The sequence below is a fragment of the Pseudomonas sp. TH06 genome, from assembly GCF_016651305.1.
In the GTDB taxonomy this organism is placed as follows: domain Bacteria; phylum Pseudomonadota; class Gammaproteobacteria; order Pseudomonadales; family Pseudomonadaceae; genus Aquipseudomonas.
This window is the reverse complement of record NZ_JAEKEC010000001.1, coordinates 2,765,690-2,783,487: the sequence shown is the minus strand read 5'-3', so window position 1 is coordinate 2,783,487 and position 17,798 is coordinate 2,765,690. Positions and strand designations below refer to the sequence as shown.

Annotated in this window: 11 protein-coding genes; 6 read left to right on the top strand and 5 right to left on the bottom strand. The window is 58.2% G+C overall.

From position 1 onward, the window contains the following. The first annotated feature begins 13 nt into the window (after positions 1-13). The 3 genes from JFT86_RS12600 (at position 14) to JFT86_RS12590 (ending at position 8,653) form a co-directional block, all read left to right on the top strand. Positions 14-3,034: a membrane-targeted effector domain-containing toxin gene (locus JFT86_RS12600; RefSeq protein WP_201236933.1), complete on the top strand. Its 3,021-nt coding sequence runs from the start codon at positions 14-16 to the stop codon at positions 3,032-3,034. A gap of 145 nt (positions 3,035-3,179) precedes the next feature. Further along, a complete protein-coding gene (locus JFT86_RS12595; RefSeq protein ID WP_201236932.1) occupies positions 3,180-6,281 on the top strand; it encodes a membrane-targeted effector domain-containing toxin in 3,102 nt (1,033 codons plus the stop codon). Positions 6,282-6,580: 299 nt separating this feature from the next. After that, a complete protein-coding gene (locus JFT86_RS12590) occupies positions 6,581-8,653 on the top strand; it encodes a TerD family protein (protein WP_201232613.1) in 2,073 nt (690 codons plus the stop codon). A gap of 119 nt (positions 8,654-8,772) precedes the next feature. Here JFT86_RS12590 and JFT86_RS12585 read toward each other — a convergent pair whose 3' ends face one another. The 5 genes from JFT86_RS12585 to JFT86_RS12565 form a co-directional block, all read right to left on the bottom strand. Then, entirely contained in the window at positions 8,773-9,153 is a 381-nt protein-coding gene (locus JFT86_RS12585; protein ID WP_242489272.1) for a hypothetical protein, read from the bottom strand. Between the two features lie 385 nt (positions 9,154-9,538). Then, positions 9,539-11,116, bottom strand: a complete 1,578-nt coding sequence (gene guaA / locus JFT86_RS12580) for a glutamine-hydrolyzing GMP synthase (RefSeq protein WP_201236931.1) — start codon at positions 11,114-11,116, stop codon at positions 9,539-9,541. Between the two features lie 99 nt (positions 11,117-11,215). After that, positions 11,216-12,685, bottom strand: coding sequence for an IMP dehydrogenase (guaB, locus tag JFT86_RS12575; RefSeq protein ID WP_201236930.1), 1,470 nt, complete (start codon positions 12,683-12,685; stop codon positions 11,216-11,218). 116 nt (positions 12,686-12,801) lie between these two features. Continuing rightward, on the bottom strand, positions 12,802-13,350 hold the full coding sequence (locus JFT86_RS12570; protein WP_201228387.1) for a sugar ABC transporter ATPase: 549 nt from the start codon (positions 13,348-13,350) through the stop codon (positions 12,802-12,804). Positions 13,351-13,515: 165 nt separating this feature from the next. Further along, positions 13,516-14,283, bottom strand: a complete 768-nt coding sequence (locus JFT86_RS12565) for a sulfite exporter TauE/SafE family protein (protein WP_201236929.1) — start codon at positions 14,281-14,283, stop codon at positions 13,516-13,518. A 100-nt stretch (positions 14,284-14,383) separates the two neighbouring features. On the opposite strand from JFT86_RS12565, the gene JFT86_RS12560 reads away from it, so the two are divergent. The 3 genes from JFT86_RS12560 to JFT86_RS12550 all read left to right on the top strand — a co-directional run bounded on the left by JFT86_RS12560 (position 14,384) and on the right by JFT86_RS12550 (position 17,594). After that, positions 14,384-15,271, top strand: a complete 888-nt coding sequence (locus tag JFT86_RS12560; RefSeq protein ID WP_201236928.1) for a LysR family transcriptional regulator — start codon at positions 14,384-14,386, stop codon at positions 15,269-15,271. Between the two features lie 118 nt (positions 15,272-15,389). After that, positions 15,390-16,769 (top strand): exodeoxyribonuclease VII large subunit, encoded by a 1,380-nt coding sequence (xseA, locus tag JFT86_RS12555; protein WP_201236927.1) that lies wholly within the window; start codon positions 15,390-15,392, stop codon positions 16,767-16,769. A gap of 3 nt (positions 16,770-16,772) precedes the next feature. Next, positions 16,773-17,594 (top strand): peptidoglycan DD-metalloendopeptidase family protein, encoded by an 822-nt coding sequence (locus tag JFT86_RS12550; RefSeq protein WP_201236926.1) that lies wholly within the window; start codon positions 16,773-16,775, stop codon positions 17,592-17,594. Positions 17,595-17,798 lie beyond the last annotated feature (204 nt).

Below are 17,798 nucleotides of genomic sequence, written 5' to 3'. Positions count from 1 at the left end.
GGATGGAGAAAGCATGAACGCCCCCGAATCACGTCCTCTGCCCAACGCAGCGGACAAAGCTGCCCTCAAGCTCATCGCCGCGACTGTCGTGCAAACCTGCCCCAGCCTGCACGACGCAGCCCATCAAGTGGCCCGCGAGCTGCTTGAGCTCAAAGGCCTGACAGACATCGATCCGGACCGGGTCTATTTCCATCGTTTCAAAGCGGCCCAGAGCAGTAGCCAGTCGTTTACCGGCTGGGAACATATCCGCGAAAAACCCTACGAATCGATGACCCTCACGCAATTGGTGATTCATCGTTTTCGCGCCACCGACGTCGACAACGCCGATCTGCTGGATCTTTACGCGGGGTTCTACACGGACGGACCAGAGACCGAAGATTTCGACCACAACAATGAAGTTTGCCTGCACGGCAACGAAGTGCTCAAAGCCTTCTGGGACATCGATTTCAGCTCGCGCTACAACGACACACTGACCACGTTCTGGAACGCACACGCCGATGATTTCCGTACATTGGCCAAGTGCAACTTCCTCAGCCGTGCCGTGCAGGCGCTCGAACTCGAGCAACTGAGCGACACGGATTTCCAGTGGATCGTCGGCGCCGTCATCGGGCCGGTCACCTGGCCGGTAACGCTGACCACGCTGCAATCGACCCACACGACTGACAGTGGCGTGAGCGCTTTCGATATCGACGGACATGTGGCGACCAACCTGCTGCGAATCGTCAGTAGCAATGGCCGGCAGGTCGTCTATCTGCCGGGGGAGGCGCTGGCGTTCGTCGTGCAGCAAACCCCGGCGGACATGCACGGGTGGGTGCTTGAGCAGATGAACCTGGAGCCCACGCGCCAGTCCTTCCTCAGTCACTTTGCACTCGCCGACCGCCAGCAGATGACGACAAACATCACCGATTTGATGAACCGGTTGGTCAGTACATGGGGACACTCCGACCATCATCTGATCAATAAAACCAACGCCGTGATCAGTGGCGATGCCTTCAGTTGGCTACGCGATTCGACTCGCAATGCCATGTTTGCCGAAGCCAGCCTGACGCTGACGTCCAATGGCGATCTGCGCGAAAAGCTGTGGATCGGTTACTTGAGCGCTGGCCTCAAGGTATTTGGCCCGATGGCCGCCGTCGGGTGGCCGGTCGCATTGCCGGTGATTGGCGCCAGCATCGCCAGCATGGGGCTGAACATCGATCAGGCGGTCAACGGCAAAACCTCCAGCGAACGCAAGGCAGGCGTGCTGGGTGCCGTGTTGAGCGGCATTGATGCGCTGTTCAACCTTCCATTTCTCAAAGGCACCGGCCCGATGCTGGAGGTGGGTGTCGAGGTGGACGCAGTGGAGGCCGCGGAAATGGCCGAGCTGAACGAGCCGGCTGCAGCAGTGGAGGTACCGGATCCACTCGTCGAGCAGCAGGAAAGCGAGATTGCGGTCGAGCCCGACGTGATTGCGCCTTTGGAAACCTCTTGGCTGCCGCCGACCGAGAGTGCTGCACCACCGCCCATTCCTGACAAATACCTGTGCAACGAGCTGCTCGACGGGCTCGATGTGCAACGCGAGCCCGGGCAGTTTCAGGGGGTCTTTCGTCTGGATAGCGACCCGCCCTACGCCATCCATCTGGATGACAACCCGTACTACGTGCGCTATTTCGGTGACACCGATGAGGGTGGCTATTGGGCCATCGTTGATCCGGACCGGCCCAATCAGTTTGTCCATTCATTGCCCGTCCGCCTGAACGCCGAGGGACAGTGGGAACGAATGCAAGCCCTGCGCTTGCGGGGCGGCGGCCAATGCGCGGGCAAACCGTGCGCGCCCGACCTTGCGCTCGGCTCCCCGGCGGCGGCGTTGCAACCGGAGATCGAACTACCCGGCCTGGTATCACGTCCGGTGCGCATTGTGACGTCCGCCTTCGACATCGAGCCGACGGTACGCCGTTCGATCAGAGGCTGGGCACTGAACCTGAACGAAACCCACGCTCAACTGGTGCCGGAAGCCGACGGTGCCTTCGGTATGGCTGACCCTTTTGAGCTGTATGCGGTCGATAAACGCGTTTCGTTGCAAGCCGCCGCGAAGAAGTTTTTCAGTTCACTGCCATGGATCACTCCTCCTTTTCGCGCGCCAATCCCAGCGATCAATGCGCAGATAAGCCTTTCCGAGTTTATCGATCGCCTCTTTGAATCAGCGGTCGGGCTGGTCATAGGAGAATCCCTCGATCGCATTACCAGCATGCGCTTCCTGATAGAAAACATGCCGGCACTGGCTCGGCACGCAACCACCCTCTACATGCGCGGCATCCTCAGTGATTTCGCGCAGGTGGAACTGAACCGCTATTTCACCACCGGTACCCTGTCGGCAGATCTGCAAACCTATCTGACCAGCCTGGGTACCGATCCGGCGGGACGATTCAATGCACTGGAACTGGTCAAAGTGGCCAGGGAAAACGGCGTTCGGGTCCAGGGTATCGACTGTGCTGCGAGCTTCAAGATGAAATCCCCGCTGTCGCCCTTTGACGAGCAAATGATCGGCACCTATCTGGCGAGCGACATCATGACCGGCGATGTCTACCTCAATAGCCCGAAAAAATGGATCGTGCTGACCGGCGCGCAGAACACCAACACCTTCAGAGGGCTTACCGGCCTCAGTGAAATCAAGGGTGGCATTGGTTTGCGGATCGAGGAAGTCGGCGCGGCAGACGCCATGGAAATTGATGTCGATCCGGGTATCGACGTGAACCGGGGACCGTTTGCCAATGGGGCTGCTGCAAGGAGCAATGACGATGTTCTTCGCGCCGATTTACGCCTGCGCATGCCGGCCGAACCGGTGAGCTGGAATGAGACGACGCTGGAAAACCTGCTGCATCGACGTGGCATGTACCTGTTCAGAAAAGTCGGAGACAGCTACACCGTGCTGCACCGCAGCAAGTCAGGAATGCTCGCGTACACGCCTGTGGCGAGTCTGGCCGACGGAGGCGTTGCCCTGCATCGTCCGGCATGGCCGCTGGTGAACGATGTCCGGTTTGCCAATATCGAGTAAATGTCCCAACGCCTGAGCGAGATGGGTTTGACCTTGCAGAGCCGGCTCCCGGACTGAATCCACAACGAAAAATACAGGGATAGTGCATGGCCCGTGAGCCGATGGGTCATGCTCGATCTTCGTTTCCTCATGGATGAAGAACTGCATGAACGCACCCGAACGCCACCTGCTGCCGAACGCAGCAGACAAGGCCAGCCTCAAGGCAATCGCTGCAACACTCGTACAAACTTGTCCCAGCTTGCTGGAGACGGCCCGCGAAGTCGCCAGTGAGTTACTGACTGACAAAGGACTTTCCGGTATCGATCCGGACCGTGTCTATTTCCACCGATTCAGGACGGCGCAAAGCAGCGCGCTGACGTTTACCGGTTGGGAACACGTACTGGAAAAACCTTACGAATCGTTGACCCTCACACAATTGGTGATCCATCGCTTTCGTGTCACCGATCAAGACAATGCAGACCTGCTGGGCCTGTACGGCGGCTTTTACACGGACGGGCCGCAGACCGAATCCTTCAATCAGAGCAATGAAGTGCAACTGCTGGGCAGCGAAGTTCTGAAAGCGTTCTGGAACGTCGATTTCAGCACACGTTACACCGGGCAACTGAGCACTTTCTGGCAGGCCTCGGCGGATAATTTCCGGACACTGGCCAAGTGCAACTTTCTCAGTCTGGCAGTGAATGCGCTGCAAAAGGGGCACCTGAACGGCACTGATTTTCAGCGCGTGGTCAATTCAGTGATGGGGACCATCGCCTGGCCCGTCACCCTGCAAATGCTGCAGTCGGATCACCCTGCCGGCAGTGAGGTGCGCGCGCTGGATATCGACGGCCACATCGCCGTCAATATCCTGCGCTTTGTTGAAGACAGCGGGCGGCAGACGCTGTATCTGCCGGGCGAGGCCCAAGCCTTTCAAGTGATGGAGAACGAGGCGGCCCTGCACTGGTGGGTGCTAGAGCGATTGAACGACGAGAAGCGCTGCAAGGTTTTTCTCAACCACTTCTCCTTCGCAGACCGTCACGACATCAACGAGAACTTCACCGACCTGATGAATCGTCTGGTGAGAACCTGGGGTCATTCCGATCATTATCTGATCAACAAGACCAACCTTGAAATCGGTCGTGATGCGTTCACCTGGCTACGCATTTCGGCCCGCCATTCGATGTCCGAGGAAGCCAGCCTGTCGCTGACGTCCAATGCTGATCTGCGCAAAAAAATGTGGAACGGTTATTTGAGTACCGGACTGCGGATATTCAGTCCGATGGCGGCTGTTGGCTGGCCGCTGGCGCTGCCGGTCATCGGCGCCGGCATCGTCAACATGGGGCTCAATATCGATCAGGCCGTCAACGGCAGGACAGCCGCCGAACGCAAGGCCGGCGTCAAAGGCGCCGTGCTGAACGGCATCGAAATGCTGTTCAACGTGCCATTCCTGAAAGGAACCGGCCCGCTGCTGGAAGTCGGCCCACAAGTTGAATTTGCCGAAGCTGAAGAAATGGCCGGTCTGCTCGAGTTTCCCCCGGACGACGATCTTGCGCCCGCAGTCTCCGAACCAGTGCCGGCCGCGATTGAACCAGAAATGAGCAACGAGACGGATCTTACCCCGACATCTGTCGAAGTCACTGCGCAGAGTGTCAGTGCAAGCCCCGGACCTCCGGCGATTCCTGCCCAATATCGTTGCAACGTGATTCTTGATGGCCTTGTTGCGCAACGTGAATCAGGAAAATTCCAAAGCATCTACACACTCAAGAGCGATCCGCCCTACGCCATCCAGATTAAAGACAACGCTTACTATGTGCGCTACTTCGCTGATACGCCGGACAGCGGCAACTGGGCAATCGTTGACCCTGAGCGGCCCAATCAGTTTGCCCACTCCTTGCCCGTACGCCTCAACGCCGCCGGACAGTGGGAACGCATGCAAGCACTGCGGCTGCGAGGGGGAGGCCAATGTATTGGCAAGGAGTGCGCCCCGGTCGTTGAACCCGAGACATCTGAACCCTCACCTCCCGAAAACTCTCCGGCGGCCGAATCCCTCCCTGTCACCACACATGCGGTGCGGCCATTGAAAACAACTTACGACATCCCTCTCGCGGAAAGAGCCGTGTTGAGGCGTTGGGCATTGAATCTGCCTGAGAATCGGCATCAAATCGCTCCCCATCCAGCGGGTCATCTGAATATCGAGAGCCCGTTTACGACGCTTGTGGCATACAAACGAAAGCTGCTCCGGCAGGAGGCCCGAGTGTTTTTTTCAGATGTCTCCTGGGCCAATTTACCTCCCCGCCCGGTGATACCCGAAGTCACCCCGTTGATGCAGACGAGCGAACTGCTGGATAGCCTCTATGCAAACGCGCCGGGTCTGGTCGTGGGTGAAACCCTGGATCGCATCACCAGCATGCGCTTCATGATCGACAACATGCCCGCCATCGCGCGCCACGCCAAAGTTCTCTACCTGCGCGGTGTACTCGGCGATTTCGCACAAACCGAACTGAACAGCTACTACACAACGGGCGAGATGTCCGCACCACTGAATGAATACCTGAGCAGTCTAGGCACTGACCCGGCCAGGCAGTTCGATACGCTGGAACTGGTCAAGGTTGCTCGCGCCAATAATGTTCGGGTCCAGGGACTCGATTGTGTCGCCAGTTACAAGATGACAACGCCCTATCCGCTGCTCGAAGAGCAGAGGATGCACACCCACTTGAGCAACATCATCCTGTGGCAGGACCAGCTCCTCAACCGGCCCGGAAAATGGATCGCACTGACGGCTGCGCAGAACCTCAACACCTTCCGGGGACTGCCGGGAATCAGTGAATTGAAGGGCGGTATCGGGTTACGGCTTGAAGAGATCAATCCTGGCGAGCCGGCAGGGATCAGTATCGATCCGGGAATGGAGGTATTCCGTGGCCCCAGCAACGCCGGCGCGATGATGACAGGGGCTTACGACGAGCTATACGCAGACCTGCGCCTGCAGATAGAAGCGTCACCGGTGATTTGGGAGGAAGACAGCCTGAAACGCCTGCTGCACCGCAGTGGCATGTACCTGTTCGAGAAATCGGCTGACGGCTATGCGCTAGTACATCGTAGCCGCCAAGGCCTTGTTGTCCGTACCCCTGTTGAAGACGTCGGCGATGGCCGGATCGCCATCCATGTTCCCTCCTGGCCCCGCATCAATGACATCCCGTTTGCCGATGTCCAGTCACTGTCCCGGCGACTGACAGAAACTGGGCTGACACTGCAAAGTCGCGTGCCAGACTAAAACACATTTGACCTATAACGCTGCCACTGGTTTGGACAATGGATAAACGACTTGTCGCTCATCAGCCCCCATTCTTCTGGCGAAGCAGCTTGTTACGGTTGAAGTACGCAGCGACCTGACAAACAGAGAAAATCTTACGTAGAATGCGTCCGTGGCTATGGAACACCTTCCTTCTAAACCTCCTATGACCTAGGGGTTTCGCTCTCCACACTACGCCTGCTTCTTGCAGGCGTTTTTATATCTGCCGTAGACACGATGCTGTGCTCGTCCATGACGGCGACCAAAGGAGAAAATCAAGGATGAATCAGGAGCTGTTCCTGCGTCGCCGTAGCAAAGTTCGCGTTCCGACGGGCAGTGGCGGCGCCACGCGCGCTCAGGTCGCGTCGGCTGTCCGGGAAGTCGCGGCGTTCCGATGCGTACTGTCAGAGTCTCTTATTGAGCAAATTGGCTGCTTGTCTCCCGCAGAACTTAAGCACTGGCTGCGCGACATTATCAGAATGCTTCGGCGGCGGGCTGGTGCGCATGTGCACCACCGGCCGTTTTATCCTGACTTTCCAGAGCAAGTTCTGCAGGCCTCAGAGGCGGAGCTGTACCTGAACGCCGTCATGCACTACCTCACGCTTCGGCGTTTACCACCGACTGAACATTCTCGACCGCCCCTGCTTGAAGGCAACTTCATACCTTGGGTGATTGAATCTGGAAGCACCTCGGAGTTCGAGTCACTGCTTGAGCCGCTGGTTTCATCGCGCACCTCGCTCTCCGAAGAGGAGACAGCCGATGTCGTCTGGTTTATCCGCGAGTACAAAAGCGATGTGTTCCGTCTGCTGCCCGAGGCCATCCCGTTCCGGGAGAACCGTGCACAGGTTGGCGGGGCGTTGATCCTGCATGTCGCCAGCGATTCTCGGGTCGACACATTTCTGCAGCGAAACGTCGAAACGGCAACTGACGTGCTACGACTGGCGGTCGCATTGAGTGGAGGAGACGTGTCCCTGGCGACTGCTTCGACACGCTTCAAAGCGATGAAGCGCTCCATACGCCGCCTGTTTTTGCGCCTGCTCGATAACATTCCCGACGCTGTGGAAGACGTGATGCGTCATGCAGAGCGCTGGAAACGTCTGGCTGAAGTACTGCATCCGGGCGACTACGCCGATAAGTACCCACGAGCGCTCGCCGCCATCACTGCTGCGCGTCGTAACGAACCGCCCGCCACCTTCAATTCACGAGCCGAAAAATTACTGGCCGATCGTGATATTGCCGCCCTCACGCTTCTACTGCAAAGCCGTCCCGGTGAGTTCGCACGACGGTTAGACGTCACCCTCCGCCGCGCGACCGAAACAGACGCTGTACTCGACGCCTTCGAGGCTGTTGCGGCGCAGGTTTCCTCGCCCGTTTTGCTGCAGTTGCTAGCCCAGTTACGTGCACCGCGCCCTCTGCCCCTGCGGGCGTTCACACCAAAAGGTTCAATCGCCAAAGTCTATGCGATCAAGGATCGACGTGAACCTCTCGCCCCTGAAACGTTGGCGCGTGCTGCCCGTATCTGCGAGAACGCTCTCGTACAACGCTTTGCCTCACTGCCGCCATTAGGCCGCTGTTTCATCGATCCAGCGTTACGTGAGTACAAGGTGCCGCTGGCGCAGCGCGCTTCATCGAAGTCACTACGTACATTGGTGCGGGGCAGTCGGCTGCCTGTGCCTGACACACGCTTCATTCGCCTGTTTCTGTGGTGGAAGAATGGCAATGAACGCACGGACATCGACCTGTCCGCCGCATTTTTTGATACCGACTTCGTGTTCAAGGATACGGTCGCGTACTACAACCTGGAGGGCTACGGCGGTTACCACAGCGGCGACATCGTCGATGCGCCCGAAGGGGCTTCGGAGTTCATCGATCTCGACATCGACGTCCTTGTCGAGCAGGGCATCCGTTATGTCGTCACGTCCATCAACTCATTCACCGAGCAGCCGTACTGCGATCTCCCGGAATGCTTCGCTGGCTGGATGGCCCGTACTGACACAGCCTCGGGTGAAGTGTACGAGCCGCGAACCGTGTTCGATCGTATCGATATCGCGTCCGACACTGTGATCTGTCTGCCATTCGTGATGGACCTGCAGGAACGACGCATGATCTGGGCCGATCTGGGGCTTACTTCATCTCCCAGATGGAACAACGTCGGGAACAACCTCAGCGGAGTGTCGTTGATGCTGCGGGCATTGGTGCATACGCCACGGCCGGATCTGGAAACCCTGTTCGATTTACATGTTCGAGCACGAGGGGAACGCGTGACTTCGCCGCAGCAGGCTCAGGTGGTATTTAAACCTGACCAAGGGATAACACCGTTCGATACGGACGTGATTCGATCACAGTTTCTTTAGTAACTACTTCAATCTTCGCGATCAATTGAGTGCAACGAATCTTGCCAAGGTGCTTTGCGCCCGAAAACAAAAATGCCAGTCAGTAAAACTGACTGGCATTGGCGAAGCGTGCGCTGTAATCAACGCGAAACAGAATAATTCTGGACGATATCGTTCTCGAAAAAGATCCTCAAACTGATCCCTTGGGCGGTGGTCTTGCCGGTGGTTACGCTGGCCACTTCATTCATGGTGCCCTGCGCATTGGCCACGTGTGACGTTGCTGTGCCAATAGCACCGCTGGTTTCCGACGAGACGAATCGGTGGGCAAGATTCACGTACTTCTCCAGCCCTTCTTCGCTTTTCACGTACGTCCAGTTAGTCATGGTGTCCGAGTCGGCCTGTTCCTGCATCGGCGGGCCAAACATCTGAGATATCTGGTTTTTAGTGGTTTTGCCACGAACGATGGCGGTCCTCAGATAAGACTCGTCGTACTTCTTCGCACCTGCGCCATTGAGATTCATTGAACCCATCATGTCATTCGAGTTGGCACAACCACTCAAAACTCCAGCCACCAGACACAGCGCAATGGCACCTCCAACTAACTTTCCATGTATGAAAGACATAACTCACCCGTATGCTTTTTCTGTAGCTGTTTTTATATTTGAGGAACAAGAATCCGCCACGCCTCGGCACTCGGCTGCGCGCAGATGTCTTATTGGTTTTCCAGAAAGTGGGGCCAACCCACAACAGAAGTTGCCTGTAGCTTAGGGCGATGAAATACGCGTAGCTATAGTACAGGTGTGCTAGTACCCACCTCGATCGCACACGATGAACTAAAAAAAAACCGCCTGACGCGAACGCCAGGCGGTTTTTTATTTCAATCAGTCGGCCCTCAGGCCGGTGACATTATTCCCACTCAATGGTCGCCGGTGGCTTGCTCGACACGTCATAAGTGACGCGGGAGATGCCTTCGATTTCATTGATGATGCGGCCGGATACGGTTTCCAGCAGCTCGTAAGGCAGGTGAGCCCAACGCGCGGTCATGAAGTCGATGGTTTCCACGGCACGCAGCGCCACGACCCAGGCGTAACGGCGGCCATCGCCAACCACGCCAACCGATTTCACTGGCTGGAACACTACGAAGGCCTGGCTGACTTTGTGGTACCAGTCGGCTTTGCGCAGTTCTTCGATGAAGATGTGGTCGGCACGACGCAGCAGGTCGGCGTATTCCTTCTTCACTTCACCGAGGATCCGCACGCCCAGACCCGGGCCCGGGAACGGGTGACGGTAGACCATGTCGTACGGCAGGCCGAGTTCCAGGCCCAGACGGCGGACTTCGTCCTTGAACAGTTCGCGCAGTGGCTCGACCAGTTTCAGGTTCATCTCTTCCGGCAGGCCGCCCACGTTGTGGTGCGACTTGATCACGTGAGCCTTGCCGCTTTTCGCGCCAGCCGACTCGATCACGTCCGGGTAGATGGTGCCCTGAGCGAGGTACTTGATGTTGTCCAGTTTGTTCGACTGGGCATCGAATACGTCGATGAAGGTGCGGCCGATGATTTTGCGTTTCTTCTCTGGATCAGCTTCGCCGGCCAGGTTGTTCAGGAACTGCTCTTCAGCGTTGGCGCGAATGACTTTGACGCCCATGTTCTCGGCGAACATGGCCATCACTTGCTCGCCTTCGTGCAGACGCAGCAGGCCGTTGTCGACGAAGACGCAAGTCAGCTGATCGCCAATGGCTTTGTGCAGCAGCGCGGCAACTACCGAGGAGTCAACGCCGCCGGACAGACCCAGCAGCACGTTGTCGGTGCCGACTTGTGCGCGGATGTTGGCGATGGCGTCTTCAGCGATTTTCGACGGGGTCCACAGGGCTTCACAGCCGCAGATGTCGAGAACGAAGCGCGACAGGATGCGACCGCCCTGCTTGGTGTGGGTCACTTCCGGGTGGAACTGCACGCCGTAGTAAGCACGATCGTCGTTGAACATACCGGCGATCGGGCAGCTAGGGGTGCTGGCCAGGATGTGGAAGTCTTCCGGCATCTTGGTGACTTTGTCACCGTGGCTCATCCACACGTCGAGGCCGAACAGGCCGTCGGCGTCGATGTGGTCTTCGATGCCGTCGAGCAGACGGCTCTTGCCGACCACGTCGACGCGGGCGTAACCGAACTCACGCAGTTCGGAACCTTCAACCTTGCCGCCCAGTTGCTCGGCCATGGTCTGCATGCCGTAGCAGATACCGAAGACCGGCACGCCCAGGTCAAAGACTGCCTGCGGGCAACGCGGGCTGTTGGCTTCGTGTACGGACTCGGGGCCGCCGGCGAGGATGACGCCTTTTGGAGCGAATTCGCGGATCGCATCTTCGTCCATGTCGAACGGGTGCAGTTCGCAGTACACACCGATCTCGCGCACGCGGCGGGCGATCAGTTGGGTGTATTGCGAACCGAAGTCGAGGATCAGGATGCGGTGAGCGTGAATGTCGAGGGCCATGATTCAGTCTCGTCTAAGTAATTCAGAAACAGTCGTGATTCAGAAACAACTCGGGGCTGAATAAAACAGCCCCGGTTGCTTAACGATTTGCTTGAAGGCTCAACCTACGCGGTAGTTTGGCGCTTCTTTGGTGATCTGCACGTCGTGAACGTGGGATTCGGCCATACCGGCGCCGGTGATCCGCACAAACTCAGGCTTGGTGCGCATTTCTTCGATGTTGGCGCTGCCGGTGTAACCCATCGAGGAACGCAGGCCGCCCATCAACTGGTGAATGATCGCGCTCAGGGTGCCTTTGTACGGCACACGGCCTTCAATGCCTTCCGGAACGAGTTTCTCGGCGCCTGCCGAGGAGTCCTGGAAGTAACGATCGGAAGAACCTTGAGCCTGGGACATGGCGCCCAGCGAACCCATGCCGCGATAAGCCTTGTACGAACGGCCCTGGAACAGTTCGATCTCGCCCGGGGCTTCTTCAGTACCGGCGAACATCGAGCCCATCATCACGCAGGAAGCACCGGCCACGATGGCCTTGGACAGGTCACCGGAGAAACGGATGCCGCCGTCGGCGATCAACGGTACGCCAGTGCCTTCAAGGGCAGCGGCGACGTTGGCGATGGCACTGATTTGCGGAACGCCGACACCGGCGACGATACGGGTGGTGCAGATCGAGCCAGGGCCGATACCGACCTTGACTGCGTCAGCGCCTGCTTCGGCCAGAGCCTTGGCAGCGGCGCCGGTGGCGATGTTGCCGCCGATCACCTGCACTTCAGGGAAATTCTGTTTGACCCAGCGAACGCGGTCGATCACACCTTTGGAGTGACCGTGAGCGGTGTCGACCACCACCACGTCCACACCGGCATTGACCAGCGCGGCAACGCGGTCACCGGTATCTTTACCGGTACCGACAGCAGCACCAACGCGCAGACGACCTTGATCGTCCTTGCTGGCCAGCGGGTAGGCTTTGGCTTTTTCGATGTCTTTGACGGTCATCATGCCTTTGAGGGCAAACTTGTCGTCAACGATCAGAACTTTTTCCAGACGGTGCTTGTGCAGCAACTCGCGGACTTCGTTCTTGTCGGCGCCTTCACGCACGGTGACCAGACGCTCTTTAGGCGTCATCACTTCACGTACGGTGGCTTCCAGACGGGTTTCGAAACGTACGTCACGGGAAGTGACGATGCCGACCAGGTCGCCATCGTGCAGGACCGGAACGCCGGAAATGTTGTGCATGCGGGTCAATTCGAACAGATCACGAACCGTGGCATCTGCCTCGATGGTGATCGGATCCTTGACGACGCCGGCTTCGAACTTCTTGACCTTGCGAACTTCGGCAGCTTGCTGCTCGATGGTCATGTTCTTGTGGATAATGCCGATGCCACCTTCCTGAGCCATGGCGATTGCCAGACGGGCTTCAGTAACGGTGTCCATTGCAGCAGAAACCAGAGGAATGTTCAGCTCGATGCCACGGGTAAGGCGGGTCTTGAGACTGACTTCGTTAGGAAGCACCTCGGAATAACCAGGCACTAGGAGAATGTCGTCGAATGTCAGAGCTTCTTGGCTGATACGCAGCATCGCGGGGGCTCCCGAGCGGGAAAATGGAAGCGCGCCATTATAGTCAGACACCCCCTGCTGTTCAATGTAAAACTCAGCTTAATATCAATGTTGCTGATGTACGGGAATCCCCGCCGCTACAGTTCCACCTTGACCCAAGAGACAGGTTGGTCGAGCCAATCGGCGAATTCGTCGATGAAGCTCTGCTTGAAGCCTGCTTCCAGCCAGTTGTTGAAGATGAAGCCGAGGTTGGAAAACGCGCATTCCTGCAAGTACAGAAAACCGTTGATGTCGTCTTCATGCCCGCATTCGGGGCAGGTGAAATTGTCGGTGCGCCCTGGCATCCAGTCTTCGAGGCTGTCGAATAGCGCCTCACCGACTTCCCGCCGACACTCGGCGCAACCGGCTTCTTCGAGAAAGCCCTTGGCCGGGGTATAGATGCAGCGTTTGGTGACGATCTCCAGCCCATTGATTGGCTCACCGAATGGCAACGCCTGTGGATGCAGCACCACGGCACGCGCACCATCGGCAATCGCGTAAGCCATGCGGTTGCCAGTGCGGCCACAGGTCGTCAGCTCTTCTTTGATGATGTTTTTGCGCACCAGCCAGCGCACGATTGCCCGGGCCCGGGGTTCGTGGACCGGCAGCGTGGAAATTTTCGGCACGATGATGCTTTGCGAATTCATGGGTACAAGCCTGTTGCAAATACAGAGATTATCCCTTGTAGGCCTTCGCCTGCTCGCGATAGCGGTGGGTCAGACACATCAATATTCGCTGACACAACGCTATCGCGAGCAGGCTCACTCCTACAGGGAATGGCGGCCGGCAGCTTAATCCCTGACGAAATCCGGTCAAGTGCTGAAATAGCGCAGGATCAGGGCAATCCCGCTCGCCAGCACCAACCACGTCACCAGCCGCACAAACGCTTCGCGAGACAAGCGCACGGTCAACCGCCGCCCAATCCACAGCCCCAGCGCCATGGCCGGCAACAGACACAGCGCCAACATCAACAAGGGTAGCTCGGCATACACACCGGCGATGGCAAACAGGCTCAAACGCACCACCGTGCTGCAACTGATCAGCGCACTTTGCGTGGCCCGCGCCGCGTCTTTCGGTAAACGGCTGTTGAGATAGATCGCATATAAAAAGCCGCCACTGCCAAACAGCGCCCCGAACAGGCCGCCGATCGTGCCCATCGGCAGCGCCCACACCGCTGACAATTGTGCCGGCCGCGCTTTGACCCACAGGCTGTAAACCGCATAAGCGCTGATGAACAGCCCCATCAGCAGCAACAACAGATCGGATTTGAGGTTGAGCAGGAAGATCACCCCCAACGTGCAACCCACCGCCATACACGGCAGCAGTCGCAGCAATTCGGGGTTGGCCACGTCCTTGCGCGATGGCAGCAGATTGCCGAACGCCGCAACGAAATCCAGCAACACCAGCAACGGCACGATTTTCGACAACGGCATAAACACAATCAGAATCGGCCCCGCCACCAGCGCAGTGCCAAATCCGGCGATGCCGAACACGATATAGGCCAGTGCGATGGCCAGGCCGATAACCGCCCAGCCCTCGACGCCCCACGCCCATTCACTCAACAGCCCCAGCACACTCATCGCCACGCATCCTTTATTGACCTGAGATGACTTTAGCCAGCGCCGAGGGTTGCGACTAATATCTTCAAAGCCGACCACCTATCTCGAAAAGGCATACCTTGTGCTTTCAACCCGCCAACTGCGTTACTTCGTGGAAATCGCCGAATGCGGCAGTTTCAGCGCCGCTGCCGAGCGCCTGTTCATCGCTCAATCGGCATTGAGCCGACAGATCAAGGACATGGAGACGCGACTGCAAACCCCGCTGTTCGAACGCACCGCGCGCCAGCCTCGACTCACTGCGGCGGGCGAAGCATTTTTGCCGCGAGCGAGGAGTCTGCTCAACGAGCTGAACAAGGCCAGTGCCATGGCCACCGAGGTCGGCAACGGCCAACTCGGAACATTGCGCCTGAGTCATTCGAGCACCGTACCGATCAGTGGGCGTCTGCTGCGTGACATCAGTCGCTACCTCGATCAGCAACAAGGTGTATCGCTGGACATCGGCAAACTGTCCTCGGAAGCGCAGCTTGAGGATCTGGCCGAGGGGCGCCTCGATATTGGTTTGCTGCGCCTGCCCGTGCTGCGTCAGCGGGAAGATATTCAGATTGTGCCGCTGTTTACTGAACGCTTGCTGCTGGCGGTTCCGGCCGATCATCAACTGGCATCGGCGCACTCGGTCGATCTGGCGCAACTCAAGGACGAAGCGTTCATTTCCATTCCCCATCCACAGCGCGGCGGCCTTAGCTATCTATGTGCCGACCTGTGCATGCGTCAGGGCTTTTTCCCGAAAGCGGCGCGAGTGATGTCGCGCAAGACCACGCAATTGCAGTTGATTCAGGCCGGTTTCGGCATTGCCCTGCTGCCGGAGTCGATGCAAGACCTCGCCCCGTCCGGCGTACGATTCCTGCCGCTGGCCAATGCCGACTGCCACAGCACCGTCGCCCTCGCCTACCGCCAGAATCCATCCCCGCTGATCCAACACTTCATACAGACTTTTACAAATCCCGTGTAGGAGCTGCCGCAGGCTGCGATCTTTTGATTCTAAAAAACAAGATCAAAAGATCGCAGCCTGCGGCAGCTCCTACAGGGGATCGTGCATTGATTGGGGGAATGCCTTTAAACTGCGCCCCATGATTAAAGATCCCTTTGCAAGACTTGGCCTGGACCGTGAAGTCCTGACCGTCAGCCAGCTCAACGGCCGTGCGCGGGTGTTGCTCGAAGACGTGTTCAGCAACATCTGGGTAGAAGGCGAAATCTCCAACCTCGCCCGCCCCGCGTCCGGGCACATCTATTTCACGCTCAAGGACAGTGGCGCCCAAGTGCGTTGCGCGCTGTTCCGGCAGAACGCGGCGCGCGTGCGTCAGGCGCTGAAGGACGGCCTGGCGGTGAAGGTGCGCGGCAAGGTCTCGCTGTTCGAGGGCCGTGGCGACTATCAGCTGATTCTCGACACTGTCGAGCCGGCCGGCGACGGTGCGTTGCGTCTGGCCTTCGATGCGCTGAAGGAAAAGCTCAGTGCTGAAGGCCTGTTCAGCGCCGAACGCAAAGTGCCGCTGCCGGCGCATCCGCAGCGCATCGGCATCATCAGCTCGCCGACCGGCGCGGTGATCCGCGACATCATCAGCGTGTTCCGCCGCCGTGCGCCGCAGGTTCAACTGACGTTGATTCCGACCGCCGTGCAGGGCCGCGAAGCTACGGCACAAATCGTCCGCGCCCTGAAAATGGCCGATGCCCGCGGCTTTGATGCGTTGATCCTCGCCCGTGGCGGCGGCTCGCTGGAAGACCTCTGGTGTTTCAACGAAGAGGCCGTGGCCCGTGCAGTCGATGCCTGCGTAACGCCGATTGTCAGCGCTGTCGGCCATGAAACCGACGTGTCGATCAGCGACTTTGTCGCCGACGTTCGCGCACCGACGCCTTCCGCCGCCGCCGAATTGCTCGCCCCCGACTCCAGCCATTTGATCCGTCAGGTGGAAAGCCTGCATCGCCGTCTGGTGATGCGCATGCGTGACCGTTTGATGCGTGATCGCCTGCGCCTTGAAGGCATGGCCCGACGCCTGCGCCATCCCGGCGAACGTCTGCGCCAGCAAGCTCAGCGTCTGGATGATCTGGACATGCGCATGCGACGCGCGTTCGAACGTCATCTGAACACGCGCCGCGAACGCCTGATTCGCCTGGAAACGCGCCTTGCCGGGCAACATCCGGGACGGCAATTGGCGATGCTGCGCCAACGTCTGGACAGCCTCGCCGAACGCCTGCCCCGCGCCATGCGCGAAGGCCTGAAAAACCGTCGTCTGCAATTGCACAGCCAGATGCAGACGCTGCATGTGGTCAGCCCCTTGGCGACCCTCGGCCGTGGTTACAGCATCCTGCTCGACGAGTGCGGCCATGCGATCCGCAACGCCGCACAGACTCACACCGGTCAGCGTCTGAAGGCCAAGCTCGGCGAAGGCGAACTGCAAGTGCGCGTCGAGGACAATCACCTGACGCCCGTCACCCTCTCTTTACTGGACTGATCCATGCCGCGTTTTCTGGCTTCACTGTTTTTGTTGTGCCTGACCTTCAACGCCCACGCCGACAGCTACATCACCCGCCTGCTGAACAAACCGGTGCCGGGCGGTGTGGCGGTGGTTGATCTGGGCGTTGCCGCTCAAGCGCCAAAAGCCACGTATCAGGGCAAACCGGTGCTAGTGGTGAAAGAGCAGAACAATTGGCTGGCGATTGTTGGCGTGCCGCTGACGGTCAAACCGGGTTCACAGCAGATCAGCAGTGGCGGACGCAATTTGCCGTTCACCGTGGGCAACAAGAAATACCCGGAACAACGCATCACCCTGAAGAACACTCAACAGGTCAACCCGAACCCGGCCAACCTCAAGCGCATCGAAGGTGAACTGGCCGAGCAGATCAAGGCTTACCGCAGTTTCAGCCCGAACACACCGAGCAATCTGCTGCTGGACAAACCGGTCAACGGGCCGCTGTCGAGCAAGTTCGGTGTCCGCCGGTTCTTCAACGGTGAAGAGCGCAATCCCCATGCAGGTCTCGATTTCGCAGTGCCGGCAGGCACACCGATCAAGACTCCGGCGGCGGGTAAAGTGATTCTGACCGGCAACTATTTTTTCAACGGCAACACGGTGTTTGTCGATCATGGCCAAGGCTTTATCAGCATGTTCTGCCATATGTCGAAGATTGATGTGAAAGTCGGCGATCAGCTGGCGCGTGGCGCGGTCGTCGGCAAGGTGGGTTCGACTGGCCGTGCTACCGGACCGCACATGCACTGGAACATCAGCTTGAATGATGCGCGGGTGGATCCGGCGATTTTCATTGGTGCCTTTCAACCTTAAAAAAATAGAGCGAAGCTGATGGCCTCATCGCGAGCAGGCTCACTCCTACATTGGACTGGTGTTGTGAACACGATCAACTTTAGGAGTGAGCCTGCTCGCGATGGCGGCTTATGCTGTATTCAAATACCCCTGACACCCCGTCGACCTCAATTGCGCCTCTATCAAACCTCGCGCAAGTATCACAACGATCAGCGATCTAAAGCG